The sequence below is a fragment of the Streptococcus mitis genome, assembly GCF_002096755.1.
In the GTDB taxonomy this organism is placed as follows: Bacteria; Bacillota; Bacilli; order Lactobacillales; family Streptococcaceae; genus Streptococcus; species Streptococcus mitis_AC.
The window spans coordinates 281,636-304,560 of sequence record NZ_NCVF01000026.1 but is presented as its reverse complement, the minus strand read 5'-3'; the positions used below and the strand labels follow the sequence as shown (position 1 = coordinate 304,560).

The following is a 22,925-nucleotide window of genomic DNA, read 5'->3' as shown; positions in this document are numbered from 1 at the left end:
AGATCCTCCAATTTATTGGGGTTTTGCCCCTTATTTTAACAAATGTTTATTTTTCAGTTTCAAATATCGTTGTTTTGGAGCGATAAAGAAGCTAATGAGAAAGAAACTAGCAGCTGTGAGCACGATACTAGAACCTGCCGCAACGTTAAAGCTATAACCGATAAAGAGTCCCAAAACTGAAGCAGTAGCTCCAAAGGTTGAGGAAAGGAAAATCATGCTTTTCAGGCTATTAGCATACAGATAAGCAGTTGCAGCTGGGGTAATCAGCATGGCTACAATCAGGATAGTTCCGACACTTTGCATGGCTGTCACAGACACGAGAGTCAAGAGTACCATGAGAAGGTAGTGATAGAAATTGACAGGCATTCCCATGGCTTTGGCCAAGAGTTCATCAAAGGAAGTTATCAAGAGTTGCTTGAAGAAAATCCAGATTAACAAGAGAATGACTGCACCAACACCCATAGTAATAAACATATCCGTATCTTGGACGGCCAGGATATTTCCGAAAAGAATATGGAAAAGGTCAGTTGAACTTTTAGCGACACTAATCAAGATGATACCGAGGGCTAAGAAAGAAGAAAAGGTAATGCCGATGGCGGTATCGCTTTTGATAATCGAGTTCCCCTTGATGTAGGTAATGATGATAGCAGCTAGCAATCCAAAGACAATGGCTCCGATAAAGAAGTCAAGGCCCAAGATGAAGGAGAGGGCTACACCTGGTAAGACAGCATGTGAAATGGCATCTCCCATGAGTGACATCCCGCGTAGGATGATGAAACATCCTACAGCTCCAGCTACGACCCCGACGACAATGGCTGTTATCAAGGCATTTTGTAAGAAATGGAATTTTTGCAATCCATCGATAAATTCTGCAATCATAGGTCACCTCCATTGAAAAAGAGTCGATTACCGTAAGCTTCTTTGAGATTGGCTTCGGTAAAGGTTTCTTTGGTTGGACCAAAGGCAATCACTTCTCGATTGACAAGCAAGACTTGATCGAAGTAGTGGGCAACCTTGCTGAGGTCGTGGTGGACGATGAGAACCGTCTTCCCAGCTTTTTTCAGATCTCTCAGCGTATTCATGATGATTTCCTCACTAACAGAGTCAATCCCAACAAAGGGTTCATCCAAGAGGATATAGTCGGCTTCCTGAACCAAACATCTGGCAATCAAAACCCGCTGGAATTGACCTCCAGACAGTTGACTGATTTGCCGTTCAGCATAGTCAGCTAGGCCGACGATTTCAAGGGCTTCCTCTACTTTTCTCCAATGTTTAGAGTTTAAACTATGAAAGAGTGGGATAGAGGGAAATAGTCCTAGCGAGACGCATTCCTTGACCTTGATGGGAAAGTTGTAGTCGATATTGATTTTTTGTTCGACATAGGCAATTCGGTGTAAGGATTTTTTAACTTCCTTGTCATCGAGAAATGCCTGACCTTGATGTGGGATAATTCCCAGCATCCCTTTTAATAATGTTGATTTTCCAGCACCGTTTGGACCAATGATACCGGTAATTGTTGGTCCTTGAAGCACTAGTGAAATATCCTTAAGTGCCAATGTTTCTTTGTAGGAGACACTGAGGTTTTCGATACGTAACATAAACTTGTATTCCTCCTGTCTCTTAATATACATTAAAAAAAAAATTAAGTCAAGTTAATTTTTGAAAAAATTAAAATAATAACTGAAAAATGATGGAAAAGGAAAGTTCATTTTTAATTGCATTCCCAAGCAATTTTTGTTAAGCTAGCAATAACTTAAAAAAATGAAAGCGAGAACAAGATGACACGTTATCAAGATGATTTTTATGATGCAATCAATGGAGAATGGCAGAAGACAGCTGAAATCCCAGCAGATAAGTCTCAAACAGGAGGTTTTGTTGATTTAGACCAGGAAATTGAAGACTTGATGTTGGTGACAACAGACAAGTGGTTGGCAGGTGAAGAGGTGCCTGAGGATGCTATCTTGGTAAACTTTGTCAAATACCACCGCCTAGTTCGTGATTTTGACAAGAGAGAAGCTGACGGTATCACACCTGTCTTACCACTCCTTAAAGAATTCCAAGAATTAGAGACTTTTGCGGATTTTACAGCTAGACTAGCAGAGTTTGAACTTGCAGGAAAACCTAACTTCCTTCCTTTTGGTGTATCGCCAGACTTTATGGATGCCAGAATCAACGTTTTATGGGCAAGTGCTCCAGGAACGATCTTGCCTGACACAACCTACTATGCAGAAGACCATCCACAGCGCGAGGAATTATTGAACCTTTGGAAAGAAAGTACTGCTAATCTCCTCAAAGCCTATAACTTCTCAGATGAAGAAATCGAAGATCTTTTAGAGAAACGATTGGAGTTGGACCGCCGTATCGCAGCAGTCGTACTTTCAAACGAAGAGAGTTCAGAATATGCTAAACTTTACCATCCATATTCTTATGAAGATTTCAAAAAGTTTGCTCCTGCACTTCCTTTAGATGATTTCTTCCAAGCAGTGATTGGACAAACTCCAGACAAGGTTATCGTTGATGAAGAACGTTTCTGGCAAGCAGCTGAGCAATTCTATAGTGAAGAAGCTTGGCCTTTGCTCAAGGCAAGCTTGATCTTGAGTGTGGTCAATCTTTCAACCAGCTATTTAACGGAAGAAATCCGTGTCTTGTCTGGTGCCTATAGCCGTGCGCTTTCTGGAGTTCCAGAAGCCAAAGACAAGGTCAAGGCAGCCTACCAGCTAGCACAAGGTCCATTCAAACAAGCCTTGGGTCTCTGGTATGCCCATGAAAAATTCTCTCCAGAAGCTAAGGCAGACGTGGAGAAAAAAGTGGCAACTATGATTGATGTCTATAAGGAACGTTTGGCTAAAAATGACTGGCTGACTCCAGAAACTCGTGACAAGGCCATCGTCAAACTCAATGTTATCAAGCCTTATATCGGTTACCCAGAAGAATTACCAGAACGCTACAAGGACAAGGTAGTGGATGAATCTGCTAGCCTCTTTAAGAATGCTCTTGCCTTTGCGCGTGTTGAAATTAAGCACAGCTGGAGCAAGTGGAATCAGCCGGTTGACTACAAGGAGTGGGGAATGCCTGCTCATATGGTCAACGCCTACTACAATCCACAGAAGAACCTGATTGTCTTCCCAGCGGCTATTTTACAAGCACCTTTCTATGACTTGCATCAGTCATCTTCTGCTAACTACGGTGGTATTGGGGCAGTTATTGCCCATGAAATTTCCCACGCCTTTGATACCAACGGAGCTTCCTTTGATGAAAATGGTAGCCTCAAGGATTGGTGGACAGAGAGCGACTATGCTGCCTTCAAGGAGAAAACACAAAAAGTTATTGACCAATTTGATGGACAAGATTCTTATGGAGCAACCATCAACGGTAAATTGACTGTATCAGAAAACGTGGCTGACTTGGGAGGAATCGCTGCAGCGCTTGAAGCTGCCAAGAGAGAACCAGATTTCTCGGCAGAAGAATTCTTCTACAACTTCGGTCGCATCTGGCGCATGAAAGGTCGCCCAGAATTTATGAAACTTTTGGCTAGCGTCGATGTGCACGCGCCAGCCAAACTCCGTGTCAATGTACAAGTACCAAACTTCGATGATTTCTTTACAACCTATGATGTCAAAGAAGGAGACGGTATGTGGCGTTCGCCAGAAGACCGCGTGATTATTTGGTAAAACATAACCCAAGGATTTTTGTCCTTGGGTTTTAACTTGCTAGAAAAAAGGATTGAAAGTTTTTTCGTGAGCGATAGTAGTAGCTGGACCATGTCCTGGATAAACATCGTAGTTTGACAGGGTGAAAAGTTGGGTCTGTATACTATGGAGGAGTTGCTCCATGCTACCAGTCGGAAGGTCTGTTCGTCCGATGGTTTCACGGAATAGGGCATCTCCTGTCAAGACTAGGTGAGCATCAGGAAAGACTAGGGAAACACCACCGATAGAATGCCCTGGTGTTGGCAAGACAGTGAAACGAAATTCCTCTAATTGGTATTCTTCGTGAAAGATAAAAGTGTGTTCTGCAGGTTTTGCGACCACATCTGCCATATCATCGTGACGAGGGAGACCAGAGAGATTATCGACAGGAGTGTAGAGCCAGCTGGCTTCGCTCTTTGCGATATAGACCGGAGGATTGCCAAAAGTCTCGCGAACCAAGTCCAGACTCATGATATGGTCATAATGGGCGTGGGTCAATAGAATGGCACAGATCGGTTTGTTGATGTTCTCGATGGTTTGACGAATGGCTTCCCAATGGCTACCAGGATCGACAACGATGAGGTGTTTTTTACCTTCTAGGTAATAGGTATTTTCATAGGCAACAGGATTGACGGTTTTATGGATTTTCATATTGACTCCAATCTCAAAGAATGTACTAAGATAAGTATAGCACAGTTGGGGAGAATAGGTAAGGATTTAGAATGAATTTAAAAACCAGCATGACTAGATGAAGACAGGCTGGTTAACAATTTATCAATATTGGAGAGGTGTCAATTGCCCTTCATAGGTTGCATAAACTCCGTCATTAGCTTGTTTGATAGACGTGATGTTTAGAGTGCCACCGTAGTTGGCTTCTCTTTTGTCGCTATACTCACTATAAGTTATCCTATTGGGCAGGTTCTGGTCGTTAGCATAATATTGAACGACTGTTTTTTTATAGCTTTGCTGGCTGAATAGGAACAGGCAACTAACTCCTAAAACTAGGAGAGCAAAGATAGAAATACCAGTTTTTTTCATAGGTGTTCTCCTTATAAACTAAAGGATAAAAGAAAGTATCTTGAGGATTTTTAATTCCAAAATCCAGTCAAGGTACCAGTGTATGTGACACGAGTTCCACCGTTTGATCTTCGTACACTATCTATTTCAAGTGTTCCTTTGAAGGTTGACTGGAAACTATCATTATATTCTGAATAGTAGATAGTTGGTGGGATGTAACCATCATCGTTATAGTATCTTGTTACTGTTTTACTATAACGATGAGAATATATACGCTCATAACGAGGACCTTCAAAGTTATTTGTTGTATTGGTTTCAGCAGCATTGATTGGAACGGCAATAGATAGAGCAGTAGCTCCTAATAGTGTTAGTACAATTTTTTTCATAGGATACTCCTTTGTGAAATGATGTCATTCAAATATATTTACTTGAATGAAAAAGTGATAATCATAGGGAGTTAAATTATATTTAGATTACAATATGGTTTCCGTTCTTCTATCTCTCCTTCTATCACCTAAATAGAAAATCTAACTGTATAACATATTATAAAAAAACATTTCAGAATTGTCAAGCAATTCTGAAATATTTTTTTCCTAGATAGGTATAGCACAGTTGGAGAGAATAAGCTGAAAAAGGAGATAGATCTAGAAAGAAGAACACAATTTGTATAAGAAAAATAAGCCCCGAGTGAGTTCGAGGCTTAAACTGCTTTAATTGCCAGCGTAGTATTTTTGGATTCCCTTGACAATCCCTTCAACCAGTTTATCTTGGTAGTCATTGCTGCGGATTTTTTTGTTTTCTTCTGGATTATCCATATATCCCATCTCTAGCAAAACAGCTGGTTTAGCTGTTTCACGTAGAACAGCAAAGGTAGCTTGCAAAAGTCCGGCATCTCTGGCTCCAGTTTCAGCTAGCAGTGAAGAATGAATATCAGCTGCGAGACGGTTACTTTCACTCATCCGTTCAGGATTGTTGTGCCAATCCTTGTTAATCTTGCTAGGGAAACCAGGTTCATCCTTGTAAGAATAGGTCTGGATACCAAGATTAACGGTTGTATCATTCCCTTTTGCATTGAAATGAAGACTGATGAAAAAGTCTGCATTGGTCTTATTAACCATGCGAGAACGTTCGGTAATAAAATCAACGTCTATGTCACTATCTCGAGAGGTGAGAACGGTATAGCCGAGTCCTTCTAGTCGTTTACGTAGCTTACGATAAACTTGTAGGTTCAATTCTTTCTCAGCTATGCCATAGTAATAAGCCCCGCGATCCTTACCACCGTGACCTGGATCTAGAAAAATAGTTTTAGAGTAATGTCCTTTTTGAAAACCTTGTGCTAATTCACGAACCCATTTTCCATTTCCTTGGAAGAGCTGGTTTTTACCATCCACTGAATAGGTTCCTGTGACATATACACCATCGTCTTTAAGATAGTACCAAGCTTGATAGTCTGGGTCATAAATCCATTCCTTATGGGCCATGTAGCCACCAGATTTAAGATAGTAGGAACCAATCCATTGTTTTTGGGCGTAGCGTCCGCCAGATTTGAGGTAAAACCAACTAGAGTAGCTTTGGTCGTAGACCCATTCCTTATCTGCCATGGCACCGCTGGATTTGAGGTAGTAATTGCCCTTCCAGACATTGGCCAGCATTCTACCGTAGTCATCAAAAGCATACCACTTGCCATTGATTTGGCTCCATTGGTTGGATAAATACTTACCTGAACCATTGATATAGTACCAATTAGTTCCCATCTGATACCAGCTGTTTTCAAGCAAGTATCCCTGGCTATCAAAGAGATAACCATCATAGAGGGTATCTGTAAATTTGACCCCAGTTTGACTATAAAAAGTCCACTTGTTCCCTTCTTTTACCCAGCCAGTCTGCATAGGTTGATTATGTTGGGTTTCCCTAGAAAGAGAAGGTTTACTTTCTTGTTCACTTGAACTAGCTGTACTTGTCGAAGTTTCTGCACTAGCTTGAGAACTACTAGCAGAAGTATTTGTAGAACTGTTAGTAGAATGACTAGTGGAAGTATTTGTTGAGCTACTGATTGAACTAGTCATAGGGGTAGTAGTAGAATGACTCGTATCATCAGCCAAAACGACTTGATTTGTTAGTCCAAGAACAGCTAAGGCTAAAAGTGTCAGTCTTTTGTGTGATTTCATGTTGTTTGCCTTTCTAGAAAGATGAAAATTCAGTAATTATCGTAAAAAACTGTTTATATTACCATTATACACTAAAAAGGTTAGAAAATTACCAAAATATCAAACCTTATTTATTGAAAAAAGAAGAATGTATTTTCATTTCACTGACTTTTAGTGTAGCCTATATCAAAAAAGATAGATGAAAATCAGATAATTTTATTGTTTTAGTGTGAATCTTTTTTTATCCTCCTTCCCAACAACTTGAATAAGCTTTAGAATCCTCTTTTTCTAGTTTTCATATTCTTAAAAAAGTGATAAAATGGTAGGAAGAATTGGAGAGTAGAGATGCCAAAAGAAGTGAATTTAACAGGTGAAGAAGTTGTCGCTTTAACCAAAGAATATTTAACGGAAGAGGATGTTGCTTTTGTACATAAAGCCTTGATTTACGCCGTTGAATGCCATAGTGGTCAATATCGTAAATCAGGTGAGCCTTATATCATTCACCCTATCCAAGTGGCAGGTATTTTAGCTAAGCTCAAGCTGGATGCTGTAACGGTAGCTTGTGGTTTCTTGCATGACGTGGTGGAAGATACAGAAGCGACCTTGGACGATTTGGAAAGGGAGTTTGGTCCTGATGTGCGGGTAATCGTAGATGGGGTTACCAAGCTTGGTAAAGTTAAATACAAGTCTCACGAAGAGCAGTTGGCAGAAAATCATCGCAAGATGCTCATGGCCATGTCTGAGGACATCCGTGTTATCTTGGTCAAACTGTCTGACCGCTTGCACAATATGCGGACGCTTAAACACCTTCGAAAAGACAAGCAGGAGCGCATTTCCAAAGAAACTATGGAAATCTATGCACCTCTTGCTCACCGTCTGGGGATTTCTAGCGTCAAATGGGAACTGGAAGACCTATCTTTCCGTTATCTCAACCCAACGGAGTTTTACAAGATTACCCATATGATGAAGGAAAAACGCAGAGAGCGTGAAGCCTTGGTGGATGAGGTAGTTACGAAACTAGAAGACTATACGACGGATCGTCACTTGAAAGGGAAGATTTACGGTCGTCCCAAGCATATTTACTCGATTTTCCGCAAAATGCAGGATAAGAGAAAACGGTTTGAGGAAATCTATGACCTGATTGCCATTCGTTGTATTTTAGATACCCAAAGTGATGTCTATGCCATGCTTGGTTATGTGCATGAACTTTGGAAACCAATGCCAGGTCGTTTCAAAGACTATATCGCTAACCGCAAGGCTAATGGTTATCAGTCTATCCATACGACTGTCTATGGGCCAAAAGGGCCGATTGAATTCCAGATTCGGACCAAGGAAATGCACGAGGTGGCTGAGTACGGGGTTGCAGCTCACTGGGCTTATAAGAAGGGCATCAAGGGGCAGGTTAACAGCAAGGAATCAGCTATTGGGATGAACTGGATCAAGGAGATGATGGAGCTCCAAGACCAGGCTGATGATGCCAAGGAATTTGTGGATTCAGTTAAGGAAAACTATCTGGCTGAGGAGATTTATGTCTTTACTCCAGATGGAGCTGTTCGTTCCCTTCCCAAAGATTCAGGACCGATTGACTTTGCCTACGAAATCCATACAAAGGTCGGTGAAAAAGCGACGGGTGCCAAGGTCAATGGCCGTATGGTTCCTCTGACAACCAAGCTCAAGACAGGGGATCAGGTTGAAATTGTCACCAACCCGAACTCCTTTGGGCCAAGCCGTGATTGGCTTAACATGGTCAAGACCAGCAAGGCCCGCAACAAGATTCGTCAGTTCTTTAAAAACCAAGATAAGGAATTGTCTATCAATAAGGGTCGTGAAATGTTGATGGCTCAGTTCCAAGAAAACGGCTATGTGGCCAATAAATTCATGGACAAGCGTCATATGGACCAAGTTCTGCAAAAGACCAGCTACAAGACAGAAGAGTCCCTCTTTGCGGCTATTGGTTTTGGAGAAATTGGAGCTATTACTGTCTTTAACCGTCTGACTGAAAAGGAACGTCGTGAGGAAGAACGTGCTAAGGCCAAGGCGGAAGCAGAAGAGCTTGTCAAAGGTGGCGAGATCAAGGTTGAAAACAAAGAAACCCTCAAGGTTAAGCATGAGGGTGGAGTGGTCATTGAAGGTGCCTCAGGTCTCCTAGTGCGGATTGCCAAGTGTTGTAATCCTGTTCCTGGTGACGATATTGTCGGCTACATTACCAAGGGTCGTGGTGTAGCTATTCACCGTGTGGACTGTATGAACCTGCGTGCCCAAGAAAACTACGAGCAACGTCTCCTTGATGTGGAGTGGGAAGATCAGTATTCAAACTCAAATAAGGAGTATGTAGCTCATATCGATATCTATGGTCTCAACCGTACAGGACTGTTGAATGATGTACTGCAAGTTCTTTCAAACACAACCAAGAATATATCAACAGTCAACGCTCAACCAACCAAGGATATGAAGTTTGCTAATATCCATGTATCCTTCGGCATTGCCAACCTCTCGACGCTGACTACGGTCGTGGACAAGATTAAGAGTGTGCCAGAAGTTTACTCTGTTAAACGAACCAATGGCTAATTGTCCTAGCTCTTACTAGAAAGGCTATTATGAAAATCATTATCCAACGGGTTACAAAAGCCCAAGTGAGTATCGAAGGTCAGGTTCAGGGGAAAATCAATCAGGGGCTCTTATTGCTGGTTGGTGTTGGACCAGAGGACCAAGAGGAAGATTTGGACTATGCTGTGAGAAAACTGGTCAATATGCGGATTTTTTCAGACGCAGAAGGCAAGATGAACCTCTCTGTCAAAGATATTGAAGGAGAAATCCTCTCTATTTCTCAGTTTACCCTCTTTGCGGATACTAAGAAAGGCAATCGTCCAGCCTTTACAGGGGCAGCCAAGCCTGATATGGCATCAGACTTCTATGATGATTTCAATCAAAAATTAGCGCAAGAAGTGCCCGTTCAGACAGGCATCTTTGGAGCTGATATGCAGGTTGAGCTGGTCAATGACGGACCAGTCACCATTATCCTTGATACTAAAAATAGATAAGAAAGACCAAGCCCAGCTGGCTTGGTCTTTCTTATCTATCATAAAATATTCCAAAATGAAATCGGTTCTTGATAGGCCTTGGGGAAATCTCTTTTCAGGCTTTGGCTTATGCGGTAGGAAGGGATGAGATGGCCTAGAATTAGGAGAGTTCCCTGAAGGAGAAGTGGCATACCACTTAAACATATCAAGGAGAGAATCATCAAGATATCCCATAGGAGGATTTGTAAGGCGAAACGCCAGAATCTCGGTCTAATCTGAGAATAGAGTTGACCAAAGTGGTCACAAAGTTGGTTTGAAAGATAGGTCAATAGCACAGGATGAAAGAAAATGAGCCAACCGCTATAAATAAAAATCTAGTCCCAAGTAAGCCCCCCTTTAAATGTCAAAAATGCCAGCATAATTCCATCGATGATAAGGAGTTGAATGGTTTTGATGGAGATGATTTTTTTCATGATAAAACCTCTTTCTCCTTATAGGCACTCCCATAAAGTGATGTGTTTGTCGTAAAAATCTGGATAGTGTTCTCTTAGGTAGTCAGCCGTCATATAATATAAAGTAGAATGACAAGCAGTGATGATTGGCATAAGAGAGTAAAAACGCTGAGAACTAATGAAGGCTAAGAGGACAAAAAATAGAAAATCAATGGAGAGAACCCCTAAATAGTAGAAGCGAATCTTTTTATTGATTTGAGGATAAATCTCAGCGAATTGATGTTTGAGTCGGACAACCAAGCGAAATAACAGGAGTCCTTGAGTAAGGAGGAAAATAAAACCAGATAGCAAGAGCCACTCCAAAGATGTCTCGGGTCTTTTGTTAAAAAATGCCAATAGCAGCAAATCGATGACTGCAATTGCTGTAAAATGGATTCTAAAGAGTTTTTTCATAAGATGACCTCCCTCTTTTATCTAACTTCATTCTACTCCAAAAGAATGGGAGTTACAAGTAAAATGATAAAAATAGCAGAAGGGAGATTCTCTTAAGTCGACTTGTTTTTTTATTTAAGTTTTCTTCTATTATCTTACTTCTTCATCATTCCAGACAAATAAAGCTCCGATTGCATTGAGGATATAAAAGATGTATTTTCCGATATTGGCAAAATTTCCTTGAATACCAGCTTTTGTCAGCTGAACGAAATTGTAAATCAACCAAAAGCCCCACTGAGTTGTTAGTTTCAATGCGTTAAAAGCATTGGCAATGAGTGAGAGTGCAAAGGCAATTGTTGTTACATAGGCAAGGAGATTCATCTTTCCTCCATAGCCGATAAAGTTTGTCACAAAGGCAAAGAGGAAGGCGATGATTGAAATGATGATGGCCGCCAATTTTAGCTGTTTTTGGCTCATTTGGTTGGGTCTGCCTTCTTGCGAAGCTTCCCATTTCTTAATAGCAAAGGTATAAATGAGGAAGGTGACGGGATAGGTGATAATAGCCGCCTTATTTCCAAGGATATAATCAATAGCACCGGACAAAATGGTATTAACAATACCAAAGTAATTTCCCCATTTGCTTAATTTCCCCGTGAAACGAGTGGACAACATGGAAATCCCAACGTTGGTTACGGAAATCAATCCAAAGGGTACAAGAGCTGTCCATGGTCCCCAGTCTACGAATTTATCGAGGCGGGAGTTGAGGTAACCAGATGCAATCGCAATCCCAACGACTAAAGCAACCCCAAAGAGGTCAAACCATTTAGATGTAGCAAAAATTTTTAGTGATTTTTTCATAGTTTAAACTATCTTTCTTTTTTTTACAAATATTCTACAATTAAATGAAAGCAAAATCAAATGATAGAAATAAAACCCTGAAAATAAAACTTTCAGGGTTGGTTGGGGGACTTGAGAAATTAGTTGATTTTCTCGACATAGAGTTGTGTTGCAATGTCCATATTCACTTGTAAATCCTCGTCTTTACTAAGGATAGTAAAGGTGTTACTGAAGCCATCAAACTGCTTGACTTGGAGCGGATCACCGATGCGAAGTGAGTGCTTATCCAGATAATGGAGAATGTCAAAACTATCGTGCACCCGAGTCAGGCGGTAGGCGCCAGCTTCCTTGATATCAGCTAGTGGCAGGTTATTGATTTCAACTAAGAGTTCTCCCTTGGCAGGAATAGTTCCTCCGTGAGGACAGGTCTTGGGAAATCCTAGTAGTTTATCCAGTCTTTCCACGAACAGGTCAGAGACAGTATGTTCCAAGACCTCAGCTTCTTCATGAATCTGGTCACTCGTATAGTCTAAATGATGGACTAGAAAAACTTCAATCAAGCGGTGCTTACGATAGAGCTCAGAGACCAGTTTGAGTCCGAGATCCGTCAGTAGATAGCCACATTCCTTGTCCTTAAGGATGAGGTTTTCGCTCTTCATCCGTTTAATCATTTCAGTTACGGCAGGGGGAGAGACTTGCATGCGAGCCGCAATTTCCTTGTTGGTGATTTTATGCAAATCTATGCCAATTTCATAAATACATTTTAGATAATCTTCTTTATTCGGGGTCATTCGTATCCTCTTGTCTAATATCTTTATCTAGTATATCAAAAAAAGCTAGATTTCTCTAGCTGTGACTTTTTATGTTATACTTATTGCAAGAGAAAAAACGAGGAGATGGATATGACGAAAATAGCTCTTCTTTCAGATATTCATGGAAATACCACCGCCTTGGAGGCTGTTTTGGCAGATGCTCGGCAGCTAGGAGTGGATGAATACTGGCTTTTGGGAGACATTCTCATGCCAGGGACAGGGCGTAGAAGGATTTTGGACTTGTTGGCTCAACTACCGATTACGGCTAGGGTTTTGGGAAACTGGGAAGACAGTCTTTGGCATGGTGTCCGCAAGGAATTGGATAGTACTCGCCCCAGTCAACGCTATCTCTTGCGCCAGTGCCAGTATGTTTTAGAGGAAATTTCCCTAGAAGAAATTGAACTGCTCCACAATCAACCACTCCAGATTCATCGTCAGTTTGGGGATTTGACGGTGGGAATTAGCCACCATCTTCCTGATAAGAACTGGGGGCGAGAGTTGATTCATACTGGATCACAAGAGGATTTTGACCGCTTGGTGGCCAATCCATCTTGTGATATTGCTGTTTATGGCCATATTCACCAGCAGTTGCTTCGTTATGGGACTGGTGGGCAATTGATTGTCAATCCGGGTTCGATTGGGCAACCTTTCTTTCTAGATGCCCAGTTGCGGAAGGACTTGCGTGCCCAGTATATGATTTTGGAGTTTGATGACAAGGGCTTGGTAGATATGGACTTCCGACGGGTAGACTACGATGTGGCAGCTGAATTGCAGTTGGCTAAAGATCTTAAACTTCCCTATTTTGAGGTTTATTATGAAAGTCTGGTCAATGGTATCCACCATACTCATCATCAGGAATTTCTGAGAGAATTGGCCCAGAAAGAGGGCTATGATAGGGAATTAGATGCCTGGTTAAAAGGTGGTAATGATTGACATTACAACTAAAAAGGGTATAATAAAAGAAAAAGAAGAGTAGAGGCAGGGGAGCCTCGTAAAAAGGAGAAGAGGATGCAAATTCCAAGTAGATTTACCATTGCGACTCATATGCTGATAATCATTGCCCTCAAGGGGAAGGAAAGTAAGGTGACCAGTGATTTTCTGGCTGCTAGTGTAGGGGTCAATCCTGTCATTATCAGAAAAACCTTGTCCCAGTTGAAGAAAGCAGAGCTGATTTCAGTTGCGCGCGGAACAGGGGGAACAGAGATTGTTAAGGATCTCAAAGACATTAGTCTATTAGATGTTTATCAAGCGGTTGAGTGTCTTGGAAAGACAGGTCAACTCTTCAGTTTTCATGACAACCCAAATCCAAATTGCCCAGTTGGAGCTCATATTCATGATGTTTTAGATCAAAAATTGGAGAGAATCCAGCTGGCTATGGAGGCAGAGCTTGGTCAGACCAGTCTAGAACAAGTCGTGGCTGATGCAGAGAGTCAAATGAAGGATTAAGAGGGGTAGATGCCCTCTTTTTCTCTATGTAAAATTGTGATAAAATAGAATCATTAAAGGAGGAAGAAATGTATCTCGTTATAGGAATTGTATTAGCCTTTATAGTGTCATTTTGGAAGGATAATAGAAGTTTGTGGAATCCAGTATTATTCTTATTATCCCTCATTTCCAGTTATTTTTATCTAGGCTACCTTTTTTATCAAAATGGGTATGAGAAGATTCATTTCGCTTTTTTTATATTTCCCTTTATTTTACTTCCTTTTTTGCTTTTTCTAAGTGGCATCTTTCTAATCTATAATGGGGTCATTTTGTTGAAGCGAGAGGGACGTTCAAAGGCTAATTATCTCTCCATGCTCCTTGGAATAGTCATTTTACTATTTTTTGCTTTGATGTCATTTCGATTGGGAGGACGACATGAATTATTTTACACCAATCACTTTCTAAATATTTTATTTGCATTTATTGCTTATTCTTACTTTATTTTTGGTTTTGCTTTTGTGGCTTTTATTCTGTACTCTATCTTGTATCTCTTTATTCCTAAGAAGAAGCATTATGATTTTATTATCATTCATGGTGCAGGTTTGTTAGACGGAGAAAAGGTAACACCTTTGCTGAAGAGGAGAATTGATAAGGCAGTGGAAGCTTATCACAAGTCTAAGAATCCTCATATCAAAATCATTGCCAGTGGTGGTCAAGGAGGAGATGAGAAGATTTCTGAAGCGCAGGCCATTACAAACTATCTTCTTGAAGAGACAGATGTTCCCCAAGATGCGATTATTCTGGAAGATCAATCAAGGACTACCTACGAGAACCTTCTCCTTTCTAAGGAACTTGGTGAGGAACTGGTAGCCAAACCTCAATTCCTCTTTGTTACAAATGACTATCATGTTTTTCGTACCAGTACTTATGCTCGTAAGTTAAAAATGAAGGGAGATGGCCTCGGATGTAGGACGGCAGGCTACTATATACCATCTGCTTTTATTCGGGAGTACGTAGCGCTCTGTGTCAAGATGAAATGGCTCTTCCTTGCCTTGTATGTCCTGCTGTTAGTTATCATTTTGTTAGCCTATAAAGGGGTTATTTGGTAGTTAGATTTTATTAAAAAAGACTTAGAATGCACATGAAAGTCTGTGTTCTAGGTCTTTTGTTTTATATACATTTGATTTTTGAAAGCTACTATCTATTTTTCCAGGCTTGGTAACGGGTATCAATCAATAATTGGGTGAGGCGACCCATAGTTTCCCTTTCTTCTGGAGTGAGGGATTGCGCTTGGATAAAGAGATGATGAATGTGTTCAAGCGCCTTTAAGGAAGACAAGTCATTGATAGAAGTAATACCAGAATCAAGAATGGTGCCAAAGAAGAGATCGAAGTAGAGCTGAAGTTCTTCGTCAGGGACTGTCGCTACCCATTCTTTGAAGGTTGTGTTTACTTGTTGACTATCGCTGTTGGTCTTATCCAGTTGGACGAAGTGTCTATCCTCAATCTGCCAACTAAAGGTATCGTGCTGGGCGATGCCACCTAAGGCAGTACTCTGAACGATGATTTGGTGGGCAGGAATTTCCAGCATCCTACCGATGATGGAACCTTGTGGAATGAAGACCTTGGTTCTATCCATTATTCTTTGATAACCTTCGGTCTGTGTCAATTCTTGATGGAGACCAGGCGCATCAAATGTATAGACTTCGGTAATCTGATTTTGCAAGCTTTGCTCAATTTGACTAGCCGCATAGATAGCTAGATTTCCTCCCTTGGAATGCCCAGCTAGAATGACTTTTTTCCTAGGATGGTGGACAAAAAAGTTTTCTAAATAGCATAGGGCGTGCTTTTGAGAAGGAATTTCCTTCATATAGGTCATGTGGAAATCTTCCTTCCAGCCAATGATACTGTCATCAGTCCCACGAAAGACAATCAGATAGGTATCGAGAGTGAGGCGGTAGGTCATAGCCGCAAATTGCTTTTGCAGCTCAGGGTCGATGTCGTTGATAAAATGGGAGAGTTTGCAATTTTTGAAGCGCTTGTGTTGAGATAGCTCATCCAATAGCTGGAGGCGATTTTTGCTGGTCAATATGTTAGATTCTCTTGGAACCTGAGGTGCAAGGTCTAAAAGTCGCATAGGAGTTGTGGAGACCAGATTATCAAAGGAGAGGTAGGTGGTTTCTGTTAAGGTTAGAATGTCTAATTCATTTAAAGGAAGGTCGTAAAAGGAATCGTGTGCGACATCTTTCAGATAGTCAAAAATATTGGTCATAAGAACTCCTTTCTTTTTATTTATCTTATCAAATTTCTCTCAAATTAGCTAGTAGGATTATCGCGCTTTGTTGGCTAAAAACAAGCTATGTCAAAATCAATTTTAGGCCTTCTAGCATGGGAAAATCTGTTATAATAATAGAAAAGGAGGAGCGCATGCACAAGATTTTATTAGTAGAAGATGATCAGGTCATTCGTCAACAAGTCGGAAAAATGCTCTCTGAATGGGGATTTGAAGTGGTTCTAGTAGAAGACTTTATGGAAGTTTTGAGCCTTTTTGTCCAATCGGAACCTCATCTGGTCCTCATGGATATTGGACTGCCTTTGTTTAATGGCTATCACTGGTGTCAGGAAATCCGCAAGATTTCCAAGGTGCCTATCATGTTTCTGTCTTCGAGAGACCAGGCTATGGATATTGTCATGGCAATCAATATGGGCGCGGATGACTTTGTGACCAAGCCTTTTGACCAGCAGGTTCTTTTGGCCAAGGTTCAGGGCTTGCTGCGCCGTTCCTATGAGTTTGGCCGTGACGAGAGCTTACTGGAATATGCCGGTGTTATCCTCAATACCAAATCCATGGATGTACATTATCAAGGTCAAGTCTTGAATTTGACTAAGAATGAATTCCAGATTTTACGCGTTTTGTTTGAGCATGCGGGTAATATCGTAGCGCGTGACGACCTGATGCGAGAACTTTGGAACAGTGACTTTTTCATTGATGATAATACTCTCTCTGTCAATGTGGCTCGTTTGCGTAAAAAGTTGGAAGAGCAGGGCTTGATTGGATTTATCGAGACCAAGAAAGGAATAGGGTACGGATTAAAGCATGCTTGATTGGAAACAATTTTTTCTAGATTATTTGCGCTCCCGTAGTCGTCTGTTTGTCTATCTGATTTCTTTGACGTTTCTGCTCTTACTTTTTCAGTTTTTATTTGCCAGTTTAGGAATTTACTTTCTCTATTTTTTTCTCTTGTGTTGCTTTGTAACCATCTTATTTTTCACTTGGGACATATTGGTGGAAATGCAGGTCTATCGCCAGGAAATTCTCTATGGGGAGAGGGAAGCCAAATCTCCATTGGAAAGAGCCTTGGCTGAAAAATTAGAAGCGCGTGAGATGGAACTCTATCAACAGAGGTCAGATTCAGAAAGAAAACTGACGGATTTGCTGGATTACTATACCTTGTGGGTCCATCAGATAAAGACCCCCATTGCAGCCAGTCAACTCTTAGTTGCAGAAGTAGCCGACCGCCAACTGAAGCAGCAATTAGAACAGGAAATTTTCAAGATTGACTCCTATACCAATCTAGTTTTACAGTATCTGCGTTTAGAGAGTTTCCATGATGATTTGCTCTTAAAGAAGGTTCAAATTGAGGATCTGGTCAAGGAAATAATTCGTAAATATGCTCTTTTCTTTATTCAAAAAGGCTTAAATGTCAATCTACATGACCTTGATAAAGAAATCGTGACGGATAAAAAGTGGCTGCTAGTGGTTATTGAGCAAATCATCTCAAACAGTCTCAAGTACACCAAGGAAGGTGGTCTGGAGATTTATATGGAAGGCCAGGAACTCTGTATCAAGGATACAGGAATCGGGATAAAAAACAGTGATGTCCTCCGAGTCTTTGAACGTGGCTTTTCAGGATATAATGGACGCCTAACCCAGCAGTCATCTGGACTTGGCCTCTACCTATCTAAGAAAATTTCTGAAGAACTGGGGCACCAGATTCGTATCGAGTCTGAGGTCGGTACAGGAACGACAGTGCGGATTCAGTTTGCTCAAGTGAACTTAGTCCTTGAGTGAGAAGAGACAATGAGTTTTTACCCAATCTCTTTTTGCTATATTTCAGGATATTTGAAGACTGTTTTTTACAAAATCAATAATAGAATTTTTAATACGGAATATAGTATAAATACTGGTTCAAAGTGAAGTTTTGTATGCTTTATACTTTTGTTGAGTATAAAATCTATAAACTAAGGGTGAATTACAAAAATTAATTTGAGATGAAGTGAATTGTAGACTTGGGAAATGTCTCCTATTCGATTTCAGAATGAATCGTTGATACAGGATTAAAAGAACTGCAACTTTCTTTTTATTTTGAATGAGATAGGTGTATATAGATTTGTGTAACTGGTGTAGAACTGTTTCCAAGAATTTATTGAATGTATCGAATACACACATTCTATTGATTTTGAACCAGTTTTTAATTTCTAAATGTTATAATAGTTTTATCAAGTAAAAGGAGACTGCCATGATTGGAGACAATATAAAATTCTTACGAAAATCACATAATCTGATATAACCAGAATTTTCACGGATTGTGGGTGTGTCACGAAATAGCCTAAATCGTTAGAAAAACTGAAAAAGCTTACTTTCAATAGAAGTATTGGAAATATTCATTTTACATCTATCAAAGAAACATGGGATAGACCTATATTTTACAAAATAGCAAATTATACTTGGAATGATAGTAAAAACTGCAGAACTTGTGTGATTGCCAATTATTGCACTCAATGTCCTGGTATCGCACTATCTGAAACAGGGAATAGTAGAGATTGTTCTTCGATATGTAAAAAAAGTATTAGTAAGGAGTATCGTATATGCTACCATATCTTAAAACTATTAGATGGTATCTCTTCTTTAATTTTCTTTTTGGTGCAATATCGAATATCTGCACTGCTTTGTTACCGTATTTCACGCAGGCATTAATCAAAGGGGATTATCAAGTAGCTCTATATGGTTACTCTATGTCAGTGGCAGGCTATTTGAGTTGTAACTATATCCAAATGATACTTGATTGGAAGCAGGGGATTATCTTTTCGACTACTTTGAAAAATGAGTGGTTTCGTTCACTTCTGGGACTCAGTCACCACGATTTCAAGCAGAAAACAGTAGCAGAGTATATTTCCTATCAATCTAATGACCTAGATTCGTTGGAAAAGGATTACCTTCCTCCATTGATGAGTTTTATCAAACAAATTTTACGTATCATCATTTACGCTTTCATTATTAGCAGAACAATTAATCCTATTGTATCACTGATTTTAATCTTTTCCACTGGAATTAGTATTCAAATTCCTAAAATCGTTGGGAAGTTGACCGCTAATCGTAGACAGGTTTACTTGAAAAAACAAGGAGATTACTATCGAACTTTGGAGGATTTGCTCATGGGACATCATTTGGTAAATAAACTAACTATGTCGCATTTTTTGAATCAACAAAAGAGTTCTCTAAAGAATTTGCAGGATAAGTATTTTAAGTATGGTTTGACAAAAATTACAGGCATCTTATTGACAGGTGTTTCTTTTGAATTCATTAGTCTTGTTCTGTTTATTTATTTAGCCTACTCTCTATCTCACCAGCAACTCGGTATTCCTGAGGTGGTGGCGAGTTTCGGATATATTAATGCTTTTTCTGAACCAATACAGGAAATCCTTTATGATTTACAAATGTTAGAGTCCGTAAAGCCTGTAATCAAGAGTTTTCAAAACATTGTTGGGAGACCCGTTTCAGTTCAAGCACCTCAACATTCTTTTGATACGATTACTTTGAAAAACATTTCCAAACAACTGGGAGAATCAAAATTGATAATTACTTCCGCTACGATTCAAAAAGGGGATAAAATTGCGCTTATTGGTAAGAATGGTTCTGGAAAAAGTAGTCTTCTCAACATTTTAAATGGAACAGATGAAGATTTTGAAGGACAAATTGTGCTAGATGGGCTTGTTTTGGACCATCTTTGGGGAAGATTCGGTATGATTCTGCAACAAGAACATACATTTATTTCGAGTTATGAAAATAATGTAACACTATTCAATAGTTTCAATGAAAAATTCAGAGAAGAAGATTTTGAAAAAATTCCACCACAATCCCTGTCAGGTGGTCAGCAACAACGAATGTATTTAAATCGTGAGAAAAATCGTAAAAATCCATTGCTTATCCTAGACGAACCTTTCTCTGCCTTGGATACTAATCAGTTTAAAATGGAATTGGAAAGAGTTCTGGAACTACCAAGTGCCGTCATTGTTACTTTACATCGCCAAAACGAATTATTAAGTAAGTTTGACCAAGTTTGGGAAATTAAGAATGGAGAACTTGTAATTTTGAAATAGCTAAATTATAAAGAATAAAACGCATAGTATCAAGGTTCAGGAGATACCGTTTTTCCTTCTTCGGATAAGGAAACAAAAATTTCTTGCTTCATCTATCTATTCAATTGATAGATTTCGTCAGAGAAAAACTGTAAAATTTTTGATATAATATAAAGGATGGACTGACGGATACTTAAAAGATAATTTTCAAAAGAATAACAGGTGAGAAGAAAAATATGTAAGATTGGACAGAAGTCTCTCTACCATCATCCATGCAGAAACAAGATTATATAAAATAAAAGGAGTAACCAATGAACGGAAATTATTCAACACGGGAATACCGTGAGAAATTATACGATGACCTTCATGTTCGATTGAGAGATACAGCGATTTTGATGTGTGCAATTTTTATTGCCTCTATCGGTCTAAATATGAATTCAACAGCTGTTATTATTGGAGCCATGTTAATTTTACCTCTCATGACACCGATTGTTGGACTGGGATTCGGTTTAGCTATTTTTGATACGCGTTTAATCAAGCAATCTCTAGAGGTTTTATTGACTCAAGTGTTGGTCAGTTTGCTTGTCTCGACTCTGTATTTCTGGATTTCTCCCTTGTCTTATGCAAGTAGCGAGTTGATCGCACGAACCTCTCCAACCATTTGGGATGTTCTCATTGCTATTGCTGGTGGGATTGCTGGTGTGATCGGTTCAAGGAAAAGAGTTAGAAAAACCAACAACACCAAGTCTTGAAGCTTTTTGGGATTTACGGCAAAATTTCTTTGCTTGTTTTCTTTCCTTTTTCTGGTTGGGATCGTTATGGATGGCACTAAACACATTATGGGAAAAGGTTGAGAAAATTTCCTCAGAAATTATTTGGTGGAATTTGTTTCTACTCTTGGAGCGGCAGGAGTTCTCTTTGGAGAATTTCATGCCATCCAAGATACCAGTCTGAATGATGTGGTGGACCGGATCTATATAAATGTCAAGGATTTACCGTTTCAGTCCTTGGGAGCTTTAGCTAATATCCTGTCTGATGTTAAGAAGGGACTGATTCAAGACAGTCATATCTGGTCTTTCTTCCAGTCATTTTTCAAACAATATCAGTTGATAATCAGCTTAAATCAGATCTATCAGTTTGTCTATCTTTCTCTGATGGAGATCATGTCCTATCTTCACTTTGATTATTGGAAAAAACGGCTCGGTCAGGAGCTAGTATGAATAAGGAGAACAAATGAGACGTTTAAAAATGTTATGGCATATTATACAGGTTACGGGTTTTACTCGGTTTGCTCTGAGTTTTGTGACCTTTGTTTTTGGGTCAGGAGGCGTGCTTTTCCTAGTTGAACCTGCTATCACAAATTACGGAGACGGTCTTTGGTATGCTTTTGTGACTTCGACGACTGTCGGCTACGGGGATCTCCTAGCTGTGACCTTGATTGGAAGGATTACCAGTGTCTTCTTGACGATTTATGGGCTCATATTTTTTGGCTGTTTATCAGCTGTTATTATTAATTATTATACCGATTTAAATAAGGAAAGAGGAGAGGACAAATGACTGCCAATTATTCAACACGGGAATACCGTGAGAAATTATACGATGACCTTCATGTTCGATTGAGAGATACAGCGATTTTGATGTGTGCAATTTTTATTGCCTCTATCGGTCTAAATATGAATTCAACAGCTGTTATTATTGGAGCCATGTTAATTTCACCTCTCATGACACCGATTGTTGGACTGGGATTCGGTTTAGCTATTTTTGATACGCGTTTAATCAAGCAATCTCTAGAGGTTTTATTGACTCAAGTGTTGGTCAGTTTGCTTGTCTCGACTCTGTATTTCTGGATTTCTCCCTTGTCTTATGCAAGTAGCGAGTTGATCGCACGAACCTCTCCAACCATTTGGGATGTTCTCATTGCTATTGCTGGTGGGATTGCTGGTGTGATCGGTTCAAGGAAAAAAGAAGCAAACAATATCGTACCAGGAGTAGCCATCGCAACAGCTCTGATGCCACCTATCTGCACTGCAGGTTACGGTTTAGCTAATGGAAATGTACGATTTTTATTTGGAGCTCTTTATCTTTTCTTGATTAACTGTGTCTTTATCATGCTAATCAACATTGTTGGAACAAGAATTATGATGAGAAAATCTCCCTTAAGTTCATTTAAAGAGTTAAATATTAAAATGAGAATTGGGTTGATCTCCTTGATTGTATTATTGATTCTTCCAGCCAGCTATTCAGCAGTCACTCTAACGATAGATCAAGCGCGAAAAGAAGGAATCAAACAGTTTGTAGGAAAAGAGTTCGCCAATCACACGGTCATTAATCAAGTCTACAAATCAAGAAACAATGAGTTGGTCTTGACGGTTGTTGGAGATCCGATTTCAAAAGAAGAATTAGAAACGCTCCACCAAAAACAAGCCTCTTACGGTATTCAATCTGTTCAATTGAAAGTCAATCAAGTTCATAATTCGACAAAATTAGACAGTGATTCGACCAAGGAATTTTATGAAACCATTAACAAGTATATCGATCAAAAACTCTCTGAAAAGGATTCACAAAAAGATCTCGTAAAAGAAAATGAAGCAGACAAGGATTGAGGATATTGACCTTATCTAACTCATGAAAGTAAATCTTGTGTGGTGGTTTGGTCAATCACTACTAGCTCGGATTAAATAAAATATAAAAAGCAACAGCTGTTTCAGTTGTTGCTTTTTAGGTAGTTAGGATTT

Annotated in this window: 23 protein-coding genes and 2 pseudogenes; 14 read left to right on the top strand and 11 right to left on the bottom strand. The window is 39.8% G+C overall.

Annotated elements, in window-relative coordinates; all coding sequences use genetic code 11:
* Nucleotides 1-30 precede the first annotated feature (30 nt).
* Both B7700_RS10135 and B7700_RS10130 read right to left on the bottom strand, forming a co-directional pair.
* Complete coding sequence (locus B7700_RS10135; RefSeq protein WP_000559787.1) at nucleotides 31-879, bottom strand: metal ABC transporter permease; 849 nt, start codon at nucleotides 877-879, stop codon at nucleotides 31-33.
* The gene (locus tag B7700_RS10130; protein WP_084888711.1) at nucleotides 876-1,598 is read right to left on the bottom strand and encodes a metal ABC transporter ATP-binding protein; all 723 of its coding nucleotides are present in this window, start codon (nucleotides 1,596-1,598) and stop codon (nucleotides 876-878) included. The genes B7700_RS10135 and B7700_RS10130 overlap by 4 nt, the downstream gene beginning before the upstream one ends.
* Nucleotides 1,599-1,778: 180 nt before the next feature.
* On the opposite strand from B7700_RS10130, the gene pepO reads away from it, so the two are divergent.
* Nucleotides 1,779-3,671: an endopeptidase PepO gene (pepO, locus tag B7700_RS10125; protein ID WP_084888709.1), complete on the top strand. Its 1,893-nt coding sequence runs from the start codon at nucleotides 1,779-1,781 to the stop codon at nucleotides 3,669-3,671.
* Nucleotides 3,672-3,710: 39 nt separating this feature from the next.
* On the opposite strand, the gene B7700_RS10120 is transcribed toward pepO, so the two are convergent.
* The 4 genes from B7700_RS10120 to B7700_RS10105 form a co-directional block, all read right to left on the bottom strand.
* Nucleotides 3,711-4,340, bottom strand: a complete 630-nt coding sequence (locus B7700_RS10120; protein ID WP_084888707.1) for an MBL fold metallo-hydrolase — start codon at nucleotides 4,338-4,340, stop codon at nucleotides 3,711-3,713.
* Between the two features lie 123 nt (nucleotides 4,341-4,463).
* The gene (locus B7700_RS10115; protein ID WP_049551315.1) at nucleotides 4,464-4,727 is read right to left on the bottom strand and encodes a hypothetical protein; all 264 of its coding nucleotides are present in this window, start codon (nucleotides 4,725-4,727) and stop codon (nucleotides 4,464-4,466) included.
* Nucleotides 4,728-4,777: 50 nt separating this feature from the next.
* Complete coding sequence (locus B7700_RS10110; RefSeq protein ID WP_000725073.1) at nucleotides 4,778-5,092, bottom strand: hypothetical protein; 315 nt, start codon at nucleotides 5,090-5,092, stop codon at nucleotides 4,778-4,780.
* 324 nt (nucleotides 5,093-5,416) lie between these two features.
* Nucleotides 5,417-6,874: an N-acetylmuramoyl-L-alanine amidase gene (locus tag B7700_RS10105; RefSeq protein WP_084888705.1), complete on the bottom strand. Its 1,458-nt coding sequence runs from the start codon at nucleotides 6,872-6,874 to the stop codon at nucleotides 5,417-5,419.
* Between the two features lie 324 nt (nucleotides 6,875-7,198).
* Here B7700_RS10105 and B7700_RS10100 point away from each other — a divergent pair, with 324 nt between their 5' ends.
* Together B7700_RS10100 and dtd are read left to right on the top strand one after the other, a co-directional pair.
* Nucleotides 7,199-9,421, top strand: coding sequence for a RelA/SpoT family protein (locus tag B7700_RS10100; RefSeq protein WP_084888703.1), 2,223 nt, complete (start codon nucleotides 7,199-7,201; stop codon nucleotides 9,419-9,421).
* 29 nt (nucleotides 9,422-9,450) lie between these two features.
* Complete coding sequence (gene dtd / locus B7700_RS10095; RefSeq protein ID WP_084888701.1) at nucleotides 9,451-9,894, top strand: D-aminoacyl-tRNA deacylase; 444 nt, start codon at nucleotides 9,451-9,453, stop codon at nucleotides 9,892-9,894.
* A gap of 38 nt (nucleotides 9,895-9,932) precedes the next feature.
* Here the strand turns inward: dtd and B7700_RS11470 are convergent, their stop codons facing one another.
* The 4 genes from B7700_RS11470 to B7700_RS10070 all read right to left on the bottom strand — a co-directional run bounded on the left by B7700_RS11470 (nucleotide 9,933) and on the right by B7700_RS10070 (nucleotide 12,385).
* Nucleotides 9,933-10,247 (bottom strand): threonyl-tRNA synthetase, encoded by a 315-nt coding sequence (locus B7700_RS11470; RefSeq protein WP_338132013.1) that lies wholly within the window; start codon nucleotides 10,245-10,247, stop codon nucleotides 9,933-9,935.
* Between the two features lie 117 nt (nucleotides 10,248-10,364).
* A complete protein-coding gene (locus tag B7700_RS10085) occupies nucleotides 10,365-10,778 on the bottom strand; it encodes a hypothetical protein (protein WP_084888700.1) in 414 nt (137 codons plus the stop codon).
* 129 nt (nucleotides 10,779-10,907) lie between these two features.
* Nucleotides 10,908-11,615, bottom strand: a complete 708-nt coding sequence (locus B7700_RS10080; RefSeq protein WP_004255605.1) for a nicotinamide mononucleotide transporter — start codon at nucleotides 11,613-11,615, stop codon at nucleotides 10,908-10,910.
* Between the two features lie 119 nt (nucleotides 11,616-11,734).
* The gene (locus B7700_RS10070) at nucleotides 11,735-12,385 is read right to left on the bottom strand and encodes a metal-dependent transcriptional regulator (RefSeq protein WP_084888698.1); all 651 of its coding nucleotides are present in this window, start codon (nucleotides 12,383-12,385) and stop codon (nucleotides 11,735-11,737) included.
* A gap of 111 nt (nucleotides 12,386-12,496) precedes the next feature.
* Between B7700_RS10070 and B7700_RS10065 the strand changes: the two genes are divergently transcribed.
* The 3 genes from B7700_RS10065 (at nucleotide 12,497) to B7700_RS10055 (ending at nucleotide 14,940) form a co-directional block, all read left to right on the top strand.
* Complete coding sequence (locus B7700_RS10065; protein WP_192855684.1) at nucleotides 12,497-13,339, top strand: metallophosphoesterase family protein; 843 nt, start codon at nucleotides 12,497-12,499, stop codon at nucleotides 13,337-13,339.
* Nucleotides 13,340-13,414: 75 nt separating this feature from the next.
* The gene (locus B7700_RS10060; protein ID WP_001166795.1) at nucleotides 13,415-13,852 is read left to right on the top strand and encodes an Rrf2 family transcriptional regulator; all 438 of its coding nucleotides are present in this window, start codon (nucleotides 13,415-13,417) and stop codon (nucleotides 13,850-13,852) included.
* 68 nt (nucleotides 13,853-13,920) lie between these two features.
* A complete protein-coding gene (locus B7700_RS10055) occupies nucleotides 13,921-14,940 on the top strand; it encodes a YdcF family protein (protein WP_084888694.1) in 1,020 nt (339 codons plus the stop codon).
* An 88-nt stretch (nucleotides 14,941-15,028) separates the two neighbouring features.
* Here B7700_RS10055 and B7700_RS10050 read toward each other — a convergent pair whose 3' ends face one another.
* Nucleotides 15,029-16,102 (bottom strand): DUF2974 domain-containing protein, encoded by a 1,074-nt coding sequence (locus B7700_RS10050; RefSeq protein ID WP_084888692.1) that lies wholly within the window; start codon nucleotides 16,100-16,102, stop codon nucleotides 15,029-15,031.
* A 155-nt stretch (nucleotides 16,103-16,257) separates the two neighbouring features.
* Here B7700_RS10050 and B7700_RS10045 point away from each other — a divergent pair, with 155 nt between their 5' ends.
* The 8 genes and pseudogenes from B7700_RS10045 to B7700_RS10010 all read left to right on the top strand — a co-directional run bounded on the left by B7700_RS10045 (nucleotide 16,258) and on the right by B7700_RS10010 (nucleotide 22,793).
* Nucleotides 16,258-16,935: a response regulator transcription factor gene (locus tag B7700_RS10045; protein ID WP_049551323.1), complete on the top strand. Its 678-nt coding sequence runs from the start codon at nucleotides 16,258-16,260 to the stop codon at nucleotides 16,933-16,935.
* Nucleotides 16,928-17,902, top strand: coding sequence for a sensor histidine kinase (locus B7700_RS10040; RefSeq protein WP_084888690.1), 975 nt, complete (start codon nucleotides 16,928-16,930; stop codon nucleotides 17,900-17,902). The genes B7700_RS10045 and B7700_RS10040 overlap by 8 nt, the downstream gene beginning before the upstream one ends.
* A 797-nt stretch (nucleotides 17,903-18,699) precedes the next feature.
* Nucleotides 18,700-20,211: an ATP-binding cassette domain-containing protein gene (locus B7700_RS10035; RefSeq protein WP_049500984.1), complete on the top strand. Its 1,512-nt coding sequence runs from the start codon at nucleotides 18,700-18,702 to the stop codon at nucleotides 20,209-20,211.
* A gap of 290 nt (nucleotides 20,212-20,501) precedes the next feature.
* A pseudogene (locus B7700_RS10030) lies at nucleotides 20,502-20,912 on the top strand (DUF389 domain-containing protein); the annotation flags it as partial.
* A pseudogene (locus tag B7700_RS11080) lies at nucleotides 20,911-21,144 on the top strand (TMEM175 family protein); the annotation flags it as partial. The pseudogenes B7700_RS10030 and B7700_RS11080, both read left to right, overlap by 2 nt.
* The gene (locus B7700_RS10020) at nucleotides 21,069-21,410 is read left to right on the top strand and encodes a hypothetical protein (protein ID WP_000397556.1); all 342 of its coding nucleotides are present in this window, start codon (nucleotides 21,069-21,071) and stop codon (nucleotides 21,408-21,410) included. The pseudogene B7700_RS11080 and the gene B7700_RS10020, both read left to right, overlap by 76 nt.
* Before the next feature lie 13 nt (nucleotides 21,411-21,423).
* Nucleotides 21,424-21,747, top strand: a complete 324-nt coding sequence (locus B7700_RS10015; protein WP_001253404.1) for a potassium channel family protein — start codon at nucleotides 21,424-21,426, stop codon at nucleotides 21,745-21,747.
* Nucleotides 21,744-22,793, top strand: a complete 1,050-nt coding sequence (locus B7700_RS10010) for a DUF389 domain-containing protein (protein ID WP_084888687.1) — start codon at nucleotides 21,744-21,746, stop codon at nucleotides 22,791-22,793. The genes B7700_RS10015 and B7700_RS10010 overlap by 4 nt, the downstream gene beginning before the upstream one ends.
* Nucleotides 22,794-22,925: the final 132 nt, after the last annotated feature.